This is a genomic window from Ottowia thiooxydans DSM 14619 (assembly GCF_000422885.1).
GTDB classification, from domain to species: Bacteria; Pseudomonadota; Gammaproteobacteria; order Burkholderiales; family Burkholderiaceae_C; genus Ottowia; species Ottowia thiooxydans.
On sequence record NZ_KE383942.1, the window covers coordinates 535,413 to 548,208 of the forward strand.

Genomic DNA, 12,796 nt, shown 5'->3' on the forward strand with positions numbered 1-12,796 from the left:
GGGCAATCTGTAGATCGAAATCTGTGCATCACACCATCTGTACCTTAACCAACCTGTACACATGACAAACTCACCATCCGCACTTTCTACAGCCTCCGATGTCCTCGCGTTTTGGTTCGGCACTGCTGCGCCTACCGACGCCGCGTCGCTTCAAATTCAAAGCCAATGGTTTACCAAATCAGACGCTTTCGACGCCCAAATACGCACACGTTTTGGCGCCACCATAGAAGCCGCCGTTAAAGGTGAGTTGGATTCCTGGGCTAGTGAGCCTTGGGGGTGGCTTGCCTTGGTGATCGTGCTGGATCAGTTCACCCGCAACGTCTATCGTGGCCAACCGGCCAGCTTTTCAGGAGACAGCTCTGCCTTGCGTTGGTCCGACCGCGGGTTGGCTGAAGGCTGGGATCGCACCTTGCCGCTCATGGTTCGGCCATTCACCTACTTGCCTTTGGAACACTCTGAAGATCTTGCACGGCAAAACCAAAGCGTCGCAGTTTTCGAGCAGTTGGTGGCCGATGCGGAGTCCGCAAATGCACCGTCGCCAGTGCTCGCCACCCTTAAAGCCAATCTCGACTATGCCGAGCGTCACCGCGACGTGATTCGTCGCTTCGGGCGGTTTCCCCATAGAAACGCGTTTATTGGCAGGGCCAGCACACCCGCTGAAGTGGAGTATCTGGCCCAACCGGGGGCCGGGTTCTAACCAGGCACCCGCCCGCACACTCCGAGTGCGTTTACTCAGCCTTCATGATGGTCTCTCCACGCAAGAGACCGGTATCGCGAATATTGACGCGGTGCCGCTTCCAGCCGTCGTAGGTCCGCTTGAAATAGCGTAGTGAGATCAGGTAATAGAACACCTTGAACATGAACAGCGAACGGCGGTAAGCCGGGCCGTGATGCAGGTCAGCAGCCAGGAGCGACATCAAGCCTTGCTTGATGTTGAACATGTTTTTGGGGTGCATGAACATGTCACGAATGGTGGGGTTCGTGGCTCTATAAATGAACCATGAGTAATCTTTCGGGCCCGTGCGCATGCGTGTTTCCAGCGCCTGGCGGGCCAGGGCGAGGTCTGCAGGCTGATCCAACGCCGTCTCCACGAATTTTGCGCCATCGAAAGCGCCCTGCATCGCCAGAAAAACGCCTGAGGAAAACATGGGGTCGATGAAGGTGTAGGCATCACCGATCATCAAGTACTGATCGCCGGTGGCATGCGTGCTGGAATACGCGAAATTGCCGGTGGCATGCACTTTCTCGTCCACCAAGGTGGCGTCTTTCAGCCTGTCCGCCAATTCTGGGCACAGCGCGATCGTGTCGTAGAAGTATTCCGTCAAGGGCTTATTGCGGGCCTTGAGGTAGTACGCCCAGCAAACGGCACCCACGCTGGTGGTTCCGTCAGCCAGCGGAATGAACCAGAACCAGCCATGTTCGAACCAGCAGATGCTGATGTTGCCTTCGCGCTTGCCTTCCAGCCTTCGTACACCCCGGAAATGTCCAAAGAGGGCGGTGCTGTTGTGATCGGGGTTCTTGTTTTTGCACTTGAATTTGTTCGCCAGGAGGGTGTCCCTCCCACTGGCATCCACTAGAAAGCGCGCACGCCATTGGCGCTTGCTTCCATCGTCAAGAACCGCCTGCACCTTGACGCCATCTGAGGAGAAGTCCACTTCCCGGACTTTCGCGCCTTCCAAGGTTCTGGCGCCCACCTTGGCGGCATTGCGGAATAAAACTTGATCAAGGTCTGAGCGGCGAACCTGCCAGGCAGAACCTTTGGCTGGGTCCCAACCCTCCGCGAAATCTACGTAGCTGCAGTAATTCAGATCTGGTCGAACGAATTCAATGCCAAATTTGGGCATGCCGATTTTTTCGACCTCTTCACGCACCCCCAATTGATCGAACAAGGCCACGTTGCCCGGCAGAAGCGATTCACCGATGTGGAACCGCGGGTGATGGTCTTTTTCAAGCAGGACCACATCACGGCCTTCGCGAGCCAGCAAGGCCGCAATGGTCGAGCCGGCGGGGCCGCCACCCACCACCAGAACGTCGCAGTTTTCAGTCTCGGACATAGGGCGTGATTCTCTTGTTGGAGCTTAGAAGCGGATATCGTAGCGCTTCAGGCAGCCTTGCCAGCTTTGGCAGGTTTATCTGCCTATGGGCGGCCGGCGGGAAATGACCCTCTCATCGTCATCAACTCCGCAGGCCGAACCATGCCGCCACCAGTACGGGAGATGCCAGCGCGAGCCAGGATGCCCAACGCCATGTGCCATCCCCGAGGAGCGCCAAGAGAAGCCCGAACACGGTGAGCACGCCTAGCAGGAGTGGCATGCGCCAGACGATCCATAGGCTGTGGCGTGAGCGCTTGTCAAGGCTCCTCATCCTGCGGCTCTCCTGGTGAGGGAGGATTCATGTGTATTGATGTGGGCTTGTATGAGCCTTGCGATCCGCTCACCGTTTGCTTTGCGTCGCGCCAACCAAAGATACAGGCCGCTGACGAGAACACCAATGACGATGATGTCCAGGGCTGCCCACAGGATTTTCAGAGGCATGCCCCCGTAGTCTCCAAAGTGCAGAGGGCGCGCAAGCTGGACTGCCGTCAGATACCAAGGCACTTCGCCGATGCTGGAGATCGTTCCCGTCACCGCATCTACAAGGGCGGGTTGGAAGAGTCGAGATCGCAGCGGCGTGTCCCCTATGGACCAGATCAGATAGTGGTGCGGGCTTCCAAGCTCAGCGTCTGGGTAGCGAATACTTCTGATCTTCATCCCTGGCAACGCGAGAGAAACCGCATTGGCTGATTTCTGTACGGAAAAGAGTTTCGTAGGCATAGGCTTGCCCGTATAGGGCTGCAGCAAGGCCGGAATGGCGGTTTGGCGCCAACGCTCGTACATGGGGCTGGAGATTTCATTCAAGACGCCCGTTACACCGACCACAAACACCCAGGCCAAACTCGATATGCCTAACAAGTTGTGCAAATCCAGCCAGCGCAAGCGCCGGCTATCGCGTCGGATGGAACCAAAATCCAGCTTTCTCATGAATGGGGCGTACAGCACCGCTCCCGACACGGTGGCCACTACAAACAGCAGGCCCATAGCGCCCAGAAAGAGCTCACCCACCTCACCGGCAAGCAGCCCCTTGTGGAGCCAGAACACGACGCCGATCAAAGTGGGTTTTGCGGTAGCAGCGGAAGGCCTCTGCGCCAGAGTTTGGCCTGAATAGGCGTCGAACTTGATGACGTGGTCGAGCGTGCGGCTTGCTGAGTAGGCCGGAGCCAACGCAATCCAGACCTCCGGGCGGTCATCTTCCAGACTGATCCAGCGGACCACCTCGCCAGGGTATAGGCCATCAGGTCCGCGCGCTGAAGCCACCATGGCATCCAGGTCAGCCCGGGCGTTTCCCACGTCAGTTCTGGCGGCTTTTGCGCTGGACCAGTCCTCGATCTCATCCTTGAAGATCAGCGGCAGCCCGGTCACACAAAGCAGCAGCAAGAACAGGGTGCAGATCAGGCTGCTCCATTTGTGCACCTGATACCACGTTCGAATTCTGACGGCCGACGCCATGCCCTGCAGACGCTTAAAAATCGAAGGTAGCCGATAGCCGGAAAGTGCGTGGCGAGCTTTGGATCAGATAGCCATCGACTGCCGCAGCCCAATAGCTCTTGTTGGTCAAATTCTGTATGTTGAATCGAAGCGTGGTGGGTACGGCGCCCAGCTTGGTTCGGTATCTCACGCCAGCGTCGTACCTGGTCCATGACGGAATGGATTGCAGATTGGCGAGGTCCATGTATTGGTTGCTGGTGTGGATGGCCCTGGCCGAAAGGGTGAGGCCAGGAACTTGCTCCAGGTCCCACTCACCTCCCAGATTCAGTTGAACCTTGGGCGCGCCTGTGACTTGCTTGCCATCGTTCGTACCGTTTGCTGTTTTGGTTTGCTTGGCGCTCACGAAGGCAACGCCACCCAGTAGGCGAACACCTCGCGCGACTTCACCGAAGGTATTCAACTCAACGCCGCGTGTGCGCTGCTCGCCGTTGATGCCATAGATCAGGGTAGCGGGATTCGTGAACCCGTTGGGGGTTTTTAGCTGATAAATACTAAGCGTGGTGGCGAAGCCTCCAAAGTCGACCTTGATCCCCGCCTCATGCTGCTTGGAAACATAGGGCGCAAATATCTGGCCCGCATTGGAGGCGCCGGCCGCCCCCACCGGGCCCTGCTGAAGTCCTTCGATGTAGTTGGCGTAGAGAGCAACGTTGGGCGCAACTTTGAAGAGAACACCCAGGCCAGGCGTTGTGACCGACTTGTTGTATGTGGAGGTTGTGGCGCCCGTTGTGCCGTTGAAATTCTCGGATTTGACGCGCTGATGCCGCAGTCCCAGTGTGACTTGCAACCTGTCATCCATCATCGACAGTGTGTCTGCGATTGCAATGCCGGAGGCAGTCGTCGCTCCTGTCTTGGGTATGTTCGACGCGTCAGCAAGGCCTGAGATGCTGGGCTGATCAATAAAAACGGGCGAGTAGATGTTGGTGTAGGTACTGGCCAGGTTGTTCAGTGCGATCCCGTTTTTTACCCAGAGGCCGGAAGTGCTTGCTACCCAGTTGTGCGTCACAGATTCGGTCACGAGACGGCCGCGTATGCCCGTCTCTGCGGTGGAGCTGTCCCGGTAGACGGGCCAATACACCTGCCGCTGAAGAAGATTTCCGTTGGCTTCGTAGAGAATGGAATTGGCGAACAGCTCCTCCATTCGCAGGCGGGACGCGCCCAATGCGGCGAACGCGGTGACGTCTGGGGTGATGTCGACTTCGCCTCTCAATGCTCCCATGAGCCCTTCGGTATTTTCGTAAGACCAGCGCTGCTGCCAGCTTTTTCCTGAACTGGGTGGCTTGGGGATAGCGAACCCTGCCGTCAGATAAGCCGTGCGCGATGGCGACTTGGCATCGTTTTGGCGATATCCCAGATCAGCAGATAGCCGAACCTTGTCTCCGCTGTAGTCGAGCGCGAGCGCACCCATGGTGACCTTCTTGGACTGGCCGTCAATCGCAGTTTTGCCATCGCTATAGGCCCCGTTGAAGCGCACGCCCCAACGGTTATCTTCACCAAATCGCCGGCTGATGTCGGCATGCACTCCCAGTTGAGAATCGGACACAAAGCCTGTGGCTACACGGGTCAAGGGTGTACTCAGCGCACGCTTGGGAACCATGTTGATGCTCCCGCCAACGCCGCCAATGGGCCCCAACCCGTTGAGCAAAGCGTTGGCACCTGTGATGACCTCAATTCGCTCCAATGCCTCTACACCGGGCGATGTCAGGCCGTAGAGCCCACCGTACGCGACATCAAGCGATTTAACTTTGTTGCCCCGAGCGGTGAAGTCCGTCGAGACATCATTGTCCGGATAGATAAAGCGAAACGCGGGATTGTTGTCTGCCACATCCGCCAAGGTCCGGGCTTGCTGATCTTCTATGGTCTGGGCTGTGTAGCTCACCACGCTGAAAGGCGTGTCCATGAAGTCCTTGTTGCCCAAGATCCCTACACTCCCGCCGCGGGCGACCTGCCCACCACTGTAAGGTTTGGGCAGGTCCGATGGGGATTGCAGCGGTGCGGTCACCAACACCGCTGGCAGCGTGGATACGGAGTCCGTCGACTGGGGCGCGGATGAAGGCAATCTACCCAGCGTGTAGTTCCCGTTGCCCTGGTGCCGAGCCTCCCAGCCGCTTCCGCGAAGCAACTGGGCGAAACCTTGGTCCACCGAATAGCTTCCCTTCACGCCGGAAGATTGAAGGTCTCTTAGCTGAGACGCATCAAATGAAATCGCTACTCCCGCCGCAGCTGCAAAGCGGGTGATGCCAGAGGCCAATGGGCCGGCTGGGATATCGAAAGGGCGCACAGCGGAACTGCTCGCCGGCGAGGGTATGGGGGCGGTGACCTGAGCCTGGGCCAGCCCCGATGCGGTAGCCAGCACGCCCAACAACAACATGTGCGTGGCGCAGGCAATGGGGTTCACCAGGAACAAGGCGTCCTTGGACGAGGCGCTAAGCGAGTTTGATCGAGCGGCAGTCATGTATTCCCTCAGGTTTTGAGCGCATGTGCAGCGCTTTCAGAAGGGAGGTCGTATGAGCCACGTCAAAAGTGCACGGGCTGAAGAAATTATTTTTTTCTAGTGTCTAGCCACCAGGCATGACCCGCACCCAATAACGGGTACGGGTTTCGACGCGCAACTTGAGCCCCGTCGCCAATACCGAAAGTGCTCGATCCGTGTCCGGAACCGGAAAAACGCCGGATACCAGCAGACTCGCAATGCCCGGGTCGCAACCCAGCATGCCAGGGCGGTAGCGACCCAGCTCAGTCAGGAGTTGCCCAAGCGGCATGTCATTGGCGATGATGCTTCCCTGTTGCCAGGCGTCAGCCACTGGATCGGCAGGCGCGACGCCCGTACCGAAGCCATCGCGGGTAAAGCGCAGTTGCTGGCCAGCGTGAAGCACAACCGGAACACCCGAAGCGTTTTCAGTTATGGTGCGCACTTCTACGGCTTTTTCCAGAACGGTGACTCGGGATTCGTCAGCATTGGTGCGTACAAGAAAGCGAGTGCCTAGTGCGCGGATGCGCCCGTGGGCCGTCTCGACCAGGAAAGGCCGTGCGCCCCCGAGTGTCATGGCTTCGGGGTCCGGTGTGGTTTGAACCAGAATCTCGCCGGCAAGCAACACCAGCCGCCGCTCCGAATTCGTGAACACTGTGTCAACGGAAGTCCCAGTGTTAAGCACGAGCTGAGAGCCATCGCTCAGCTTCACGTCACGCTGTTCACCGATGTTCGTGCGCAGGCTGGCCATCCATTCCCGGCGGGAAGGCTGTTGCCAGCCCCACCAGGCCAAGGCGGTTATGCCCAGCCCCCCGACAGCGCTGCGCAGCATGGTTCGGCGCGTACTCATCTCTGATTGCACGGCGGCGGTCAGGGCTGGGGCTGCCAGCGTACCCGGCACCAGGCTGATTCGGCGGTGCATGGCCTCCACGCGTTCCCAGGCGAAGCGATTGTGCGGCTGTTCTGCACGCCAGTTTTCCCATCCGCGCTGGTCGTCGTCGGTGGCGCTTCCTGAACTCAGGCGCACGTACCACGCAGCGGCCTCCTCGATCGCCCGCACTTCAGCCGTCGTGCGTGCCGAAGGTGAAGAGGGGAAGCGTCGCAAAGGGCTGGCCGCACTCATATCAAATGAGGTTAGGGTTCCAGGAGGCAGATATGTGTCACGGCCTGCGTCATGTACTTGTTGACGGTGCGCAAGCTCATGCCCAACTGCTCGGCAATCTGTGCATAGGTCAAACCTTCAAATTGCGACAGTATGAAAACTTGTTTGATTCGGCTGCCGAGTCCTTCGAGCATGGCATCTATCTCGTAGAGCGTCTCCAGCAAGATGGCGCGCTCTTCAGCGGACAAGGCTTGCTGAGCGGGCCAGTGCGACAAGGCATCCAGATAGGCGCGCTCCAGCGCTTGCCGCCGGTAATGATCCACCACAACCCGGCCCGCCACCGTAGCAAGATAGCTCCGCGGCTCACGAATAGCCTGTGCGTTGCTGTCTAGCAGGATGCGCAAGAATGTATCGTGTGCGAGATCGGCGGCGTCGAATGCGCTGCCCAGTTTTCCTCGTAGCCATCCCTGCAGCCAGCCATGGTGGTTGCGATAGAGCGACTCAACGCTATTAGGGGATGCGGTTTCCAGCGTAGACATGGACCGTGCAAGCTATAGGCAAGAAGCAGAATGTGGATCGAAATAAGAATCAATATCAATTCTAGATCATTCGATCAAGGCAGCACTCAGACTACGTGAGGCGGGTGAGGCCCCGCCCTCCGCCGTAGGTGCAAAGTTGCCTAGGCAGGCGTTCCCCTCGGAGGTACCCGATACAATCGCACTCAGTTTGTCAGCCATTCGACATCCGCACGTAGCCAGGCCAGCCTAGTCCTTACCCGACGCACGGGGCTCTGCCATTCCGGATTAATGGCCTTCGGTGTCATACGTGCTTATCTCTCCGTTCTGTTCTTCGTCACCTGGGCGTTTCCCAGGCAAGATGCGCCTTCACTGCGAAAGGCGCAGGGGCACTGCTTTGTGCGAGGAGTGCGTGGCGGAGCGGGAATTGGCTCCTCAGGTGAGGGTGCAGTCTTGAAGCGCGAGCCTCTGCCAGGAGCGAATCGCTCTATGGAAAGCCCTGTCGGCGCTGGTAGCGCAGATGAACAACTGGCCAAGCTCTATCAACGCTGGCGTGGTCCCCTCACGCGTATGCTGCGCCGCTATTTCGGTACACCCGCAGAGGCTGAAGATGGCGCGCAGGAAGTTTTCGTCCGTATGGCTGCAGCGGGTAAAACTTTGCCAGAGGGGGATGAGCAACGGTATCTGCGCACGACCGCGCGCAACATCGCCATCGATGGGTGGCGCAAGAGCGCGGAGCGAGAAGAGATCCAAGTGGTCTCGCTAGAAGTTCAACATCAGGAAGTCGCCGTCCAGGGAGCTGGAGATTCCACCCTGGATCAGGCGGAGCGCCACCAACTTATTGCCCGGCTTGACCAGGCGTTGGAAGAATTGCCCACGCGCCAGCGCGAAGCGTTCATGCTTCACCGTATTGAAGGCCACACGGTGCAGGAGACCGCGTTGCTGATGGGCATCTCTACGCGCATGGCCGTCAAGCACCTCAGCAGGGGCTTGGCATACTGCCAGGCGCGCGTGATGTATGTCAGCATTGAGCAAATGCGGCAGTTGCATACCCAGGAGGCCGGTGCAGAGAACGAAGAAGAAACTGAAACCTCTCCCGGTGGGAGCCAACCATGATGAAGCCCATCCCCACGGGCCAGACACCCGCATCCGTTCTGAAGCTGCACACCATCGCAGCTGACTGGTATGTTCGCCGGCAGCAGGTAGGCTGGCGCCGTGCGGACGAGGTGGAGATGAATGTCTGGCTGGATGCCGATCCCTTGCATCGCGAGATCATGGATGGCCTGGCGAGCACTTGGCTGCAGGCGGACCAGCTCAAGGCCTATAAACCGGAAGTCTATGCGCGCCAGCCGACCGCCGCTTCGACACCGGCGCGGCCTGCACCCCTCGAGTCAGCCACTGCGCCTGCAGTTCACGGAGCATTTGGGGGGGCGGCTGATGCATCATGGAAGGCAGGCATGCGCCGCCGCGCATTTGCGCCGGCATTTGCGGTGGCCTGTGCCGTGATCGTTGCAGCGGGCTGGTATCGCTGGGACACCGCTGCCAATTACTCCCTCGATGCTGCCACCGGCGCCAGTGAAACCCGCGAGCTGAGTCTGCCTGATGGAACTCAAATCACGCTCAATATCAACAGTACGCTTAAGGTGCGTTACTACCGGCACCGGCGAGAGACCGTGCTCAACCAGGGCGAGGCGTTTTTTCAGGTTGCAGCAGATGCGTCCAAGCCTTTCACTGTTGATAGCGGCGCCAGCCAGGTGCGCGTGGTCGGCACCGCCTTCAACGTGCGCGCTGCACCGCCCAGTTTGGTTGTGAAGGTGAGCGAAGGCCGTGTGGAGGTACAACCTGATCGCGATGCACGTGGTACTTCAGTGCTGGTATTGGGACCGGGATCTGGCGTTGGCATAGACCCCTCTACCGGCAAATACCAGAGTTTGCCAACTACCGTAGAAGACGTGGGTGACTGGCGCAGTGGGCAGGTCCATTTCAGCCGGGCCCCGCTGGCGGAGGTGGCGCAGGAGTTGTCACGCTACCTGGGAAGGCCCGTCATGGTGACGGACGCTACGCTCGGCTCGGTACCCATCTCCGGGCTCCTGGCCGTGAAAACGCCTGAGAACTTCATTCAATCCTTGCCGGATGTTGCACCCGTGCGTGCGGAGCGTCTGGGCGATGGCAGTTGGCGCTTGACTCCACGCTGATGAGGCTTTGCGTCCGTCAACGATAGCTCTGGATCTGTTTCTTTTTGTTTCAAATTTCGGAGACACCTGGGTTCCATGTTTCCGGTAATTCCCGTCTACCTATTCAGAGGGTGGAATTTCATCCAACCTCCGGCTGCCAGCCGCGGAGTTGAAGGCATTTCCTTCGCCCTAGCCAACGGTCCCAATCAAGCGGTGCGCTTCGTGCGCAGGTTGGCTGCAGGGTGCCTCATGCACGATTGCGTTCAATAGATCAACACCGTTCACGCTGAGCTCGGCGTGAATGGGTTAGTGTTTTTGAAGCTATTCGGTCTGAAAATTTTCTCTGCCGGGTGCGCTCATGCGCACCTGAAGCAACCTGCCCGCAAGAAGTGTCATTCGACATGCGCATACGCGCATTAGCGGCAACGGAAAGAACGCAGGCATGGCAATGCAAGAACAATGGAAGGGCTCCCCCGCCTCGCGAGGGTTGATGAGGAATTTGAGAGTTGGGGTGACTGGCAGGCCAACGCCTTCCTTGATGGCCTTGTTGGTTGCCGGCGCCTTGGCGGCTATCGCGGCACCGCAAGCTGCACAAGCACAGCCAGCATCCGGTGCGCAGGAGAGCCGGGCGCAATTGAACATCACAGCGCAACCTTTGTTGGGGGCCTTGCGTGAGTTCGGGCGGCAGACCCAACACCAGGTGCTGTTTGATGAAAGCCTGGTGGTGGGGCGGCAAGCGACGGCGGTGTCTGGCAGGTATACACCCCGGGAGGCATTAGAGCGGCTGCTGGCCGGCACCGGCCTGGAGATCGCTACTGCGAGGACAGGTGCGTTCTCACTCAAGCTGACGCCATCTGCGCCGGTTGCGTTAGCGCCTGCATCTTCGAGCGCTGCGCTTGCGGAAGTGAAGGTGACGGCTCCGATCGACCGCAGCGGCATTTCTGAAGCCACAGGGTCTTATACTGCGCGCTCCACCAATACGGCAACCAAGTTGGCGTTGTCTCCCCGCGAGACGCCCCAGACACTGACGGTAGTAACGCGCCAGAAGATGGAGGACTTCTCACTGGACAGCGTCGAGGAAGCGCTTGAGAGCACAAGCACCATCTTCATCCAACGGCAAGGAGGCGATGGCGCGCAGTACTTCAGCCGCGGATTCCGCCTCCAATCCCAGTACGATGGCATGCCCAACCCTTTGGGCATTGGTGAGGACAACTTCAGCCCATCGCCTGACAGTGCCTTTCTTGACCGCGTGGAGATACTGCAAGGGGCTGCGGGGTTAACCAGCGGCGCAGGCGAACCTGGCGGCACGATCAATCTGGTGCGCAAGCGCCCCACAGAGCAGTTTCAGGCGCATGCAGAAGCGCAGTTTGGCTCCTGGAACAAAAGACGCCTGGTGGGTGACATCTCCGCACCGCTGATCAAGTCCGGCAAGATTCGCGGCAGGGTCGTTGCCTTCACGGACCACAGGGATTCCTTTACCGACTACGTCTTCGACAACCGCGAAGGTATCTACGGCATCGTTGAAGCCGACCTCTCTGACACAACCATGCTGGCAGCCAGCGTCACCTATCAGAGGAACAAGTTCAACAACCATTACGGCGTGCCCATGGCGCCTGATGGCTCAGATCTGGGGCTGCCGCGTTCGAGCTTCTTTGGCGTTTCCAATGGCGACAGCACACGAAAAAACGTCAACTACACGTTCAATCTCGACCAGCGCCTGGCGGGCAACTGGCGTCTGAGGGCTGCCTTCACGCATGCCAGGACGGATGTAGACAACGTGCCGAGCAATCTCGGTGGAACTTTGAACGTGGGCACGGGCGCCGGCTTGCGGATCTTCAGCGCTCTGCAGCAACGAGAGACTGATGCGAATGTCTTTGATGCCTATCTCACCGGGCCGCTAGAGATGTTTGGGCGCACGCATGAACTGGCGTTCGGTGCGTCGGCCTCCAAGCTCAATTACCGCAATCGCATGACCGACTACGTGCGAAACGACATCAATATCAACAACTTTGACCGCACCAGCGTCACGCGCCCAGTTGGGGAGTTTCCAGACTGGACCACTGGCGATACGACCCAGCAACAGGCCATGTATGGCGTGGCCCGCCTGAATCTCACAAACTCACTCAAGTGGATTTTGGGTGGCCGTGTGAGTTGGTATGAGTTCAAGGCGGAAGGCGTTCGTGATCAGAAAGAGGACGCTGTCTTCACGCCCTACACGGGCCTCGTCTATGACATTAACCAGAGCTATTCGCTGTACGCGAGCTATTCGGACATCTTCAAGCCGCAAAGCAGCCGCACTGCGCAAGGTTCCACGGTCAAGCCCGTAGTTGGCCGGAATTTTGAGCTGGGCGTCAAAGGCGAGTTCATGCAAAAGCGGTTGAACCTATCAGCTGCCGTTTTCAAGTTGGAGCAAACCAATCTCGCCGAGGTAGATCCCAGCGTTCCATTCGATGAAGGCAACATCTGCAAGGGAAATTGCTACACAGCCGCAGGGCTGGTGGTCAGCAAGGGGATCGATCTGGGGGTCAATGGCGAGCTGGCCAAGGGTTGGCAGATCGGCGCGGGCTACACCTATGTGAAGAGCGAGTACCGCACTGGCGATCAAAGCGGCATGCCCTACTTGAGCTACGCGCCCAACCATATCCTGCGCGCCTACACCACCTATCGCATTCCGGGCTCGGGCTGGACTTTGGGCGGTAGCGTGCGAGTGCAGAGCAAGGTGTTTACCAGGACGGAAGACTTCTACATCCAGCAGAAGGCCTATGCCGTGGTGGGCATCATGGCCAAGTACCAGATCAATCGGCAGGCAGAGGTGGGCATCAACATCAACAACTTGTTCGATCGCCGCTACTACGATTCCGTTGGAAGCTACAGCACCAAGCTGGAAAACATCTACGGCGCACCTCGCCACATTGCGGTCAATTTCCGCTATGTGTTCTGAAGGCAAGAGTCAT

Annotated in this window: 10 protein-coding genes; 4 read left to right on the plus strand and 6 right to left on the minus strand. The window is 58.6% G+C overall.

All coding sequences use genetic code 11. The features are described from left to right. Nucleotides 1-61: 61 nt before the first annotated feature. The gene (locus G518_RS0128925) at nt 62-697 is read left to right on the plus strand and encodes a DUF924 family protein (RefSeq protein ID WP_028605449.1); all 636 of its coding nucleotides are present in this window, start codon (nt 62-64) and stop codon (nt 695-697) included. Between the two features lie 31 nt (nt 698-728). Here G518_RS0128925 and G518_RS0128930 read toward each other — a convergent pair whose 3' ends face one another. From G518_RS0128930 to G518_RS0128955, 6 genes are all read right to left on the minus strand, one after another. Then, nucleotides 729-2,054, minus strand: a complete 1,326-nt coding sequence (locus G518_RS0128930; RefSeq protein ID WP_028605450.1) for an NAD(P)/FAD-dependent oxidoreductase — start codon at nt 2,052-2,054, stop codon at nt 729-731. Between the two features lie 121 nt (nt 2,055-2,175). Next, a complete protein-coding gene (locus tag G518_RS37505) occupies nt 2,176-2,364 on the minus strand; it encodes a hypothetical protein (RefSeq protein WP_051237517.1) in 189 nt (62 codons plus the stop codon). Beyond that, nucleotides 2,361-3,545, minus strand: coding sequence for a PepSY-associated TM helix domain-containing protein (locus G518_RS0128940; RefSeq protein ID WP_028605451.1), 1,185 nt, complete (start codon nt 3,543-3,545; stop codon nt 2,361-2,363). Before G518_RS0128940 ends, G518_RS37505 begins: the two co-directional genes overlap by 4 nt. A gap of 13 nt (nt 3,546-3,558) precedes the next feature. Next, nucleotides 3,559-6,036, minus strand: coding sequence for a TonB-dependent receptor (locus tag G518_RS0128945; protein ID WP_028605452.1), 2,478 nt, complete (start codon nt 6,034-6,036; stop codon nt 3,559-3,561). 103 nt (nt 6,037-6,139) lie between these two features. Beyond that, nucleotides 6,140-7,174, minus strand: a complete 1,035-nt coding sequence (locus G518_RS0128950; RefSeq protein ID WP_051237518.1) for a FecR domain-containing protein — start codon at nt 7,172-7,174, stop codon at nt 6,140-6,142. An 11-nt stretch (nt 7,175-7,185) separates the two neighbouring features. Beyond that, a complete protein-coding gene (locus G518_RS0128955) occupies nt 7,186-7,692 on the minus strand; it encodes a sigma-70 family RNA polymerase sigma factor (RefSeq protein WP_028605454.1) in 507 nt (168 codons plus the stop codon). A gap of 465 nt (nt 7,693-8,157) precedes the next feature. Here G518_RS0128955 and G518_RS37510 point away from each other — a divergent pair, with 465 nt between their 5' ends. The 3 genes from G518_RS37510 to G518_RS0128975 all read left to right on the plus strand — a co-directional run bounded on the left by G518_RS37510 (nt 8,158) and on the right by G518_RS0128975 (nt 12,783). After that, nucleotides 8,158-8,784, plus strand: coding sequence for an RNA polymerase sigma factor (locus tag G518_RS37510; RefSeq protein WP_169458023.1), 627 nt, complete (start codon nt 8,158-8,160; stop codon nt 8,782-8,784). Next, nucleotides 8,781-9,863, plus strand: coding sequence for a FecR family protein (locus G518_RS0128965; protein ID WP_028605455.1), 1,083 nt, complete (start codon nt 8,781-8,783; stop codon nt 9,861-9,863). Before G518_RS37510 ends, G518_RS0128965 begins: the two co-directional genes overlap by 4 nt. A gap of 421 nt (nt 9,864-10,284) precedes the next feature. Continuing rightward, complete coding sequence (locus tag G518_RS0128975; protein WP_084652374.1) at nt 10,285-12,783, plus strand: TonB-dependent siderophore receptor; 2,499 nt, start codon at nt 10,285-10,287, stop codon at nt 12,781-12,783. Nucleotides 12,784-12,796 lie beyond the last annotated feature (13 nt).

Excerpts from the sequence above, each read along its gene's own strand:
- G518_RS0128965 (WP_028605455.1), top strand. The coding sequence starts at position 8,781 with ATGATGAAGCCCATCCCCACGGGCCAGACACCCGCATCCGTTCTGAAG.
- G518_RS0128950 (WP_051237518.1), bottom strand. The coding sequence starts at position 7,174 with ATGAGTGCGGCCAGCCCTTTGCGACGCTTCCCCTCTTCACCTTCGGCA.
- G518_RS0128925 (WP_028605449.1), top strand. The coding sequence starts at position 62 with ATGACAAACTCACCATCCGCACTTTCTACAGCCTCCGATGTCCTCGCG.
- G518_RS0128975 (WP_084652374.1), top strand. The coding sequence starts at position 10,285 with ATGGCAATGCAAGAACAATGGAAGGGCTCCCCCGCCTCGCGAGGGTTG.
- G518_RS37510 (WP_169458023.1), top strand. The coding sequence starts at position 8,158 with ATGGAAAGCCCTGTCGGCGCTGGTAGCGCAGATGAACAACTGGCCAAG.
- G518_RS0128945 (WP_028605452.1), bottom strand. The coding sequence starts at position 6,036 with ATGACTGCCGCTCGATCAAACTCGCTTAGCGCCTCGTCCAAGGACGCC.
- G518_RS0128940 (WP_028605451.1), bottom strand. The coding sequence starts at position 3,545 with ATGGCGTCGGCCGTCAGAATTCGAACGTGGTATCAGGTGCACAAATGG.
- G518_RS0128955 (WP_028605454.1), bottom strand. The coding sequence starts at position 7,692 with ATGTCTACGCTGGAAACCGCATCCCCTAATAGCGTTGAGTCGCTCTAT.
- G518_RS37505 (WP_051237517.1), bottom strand. The coding sequence starts at position 2,364 with ATGAGGAGCCTTGACAAGCGCTCACGCCACAGCCTATGGATCGTCTGG.
- G518_RS0128930 (WP_028605450.1), bottom strand. The coding sequence starts at position 2,054 with ATGTCCGAGACTGAAAACTGCGACGTTCTGGTGGTGGGTGGCGGCCCC.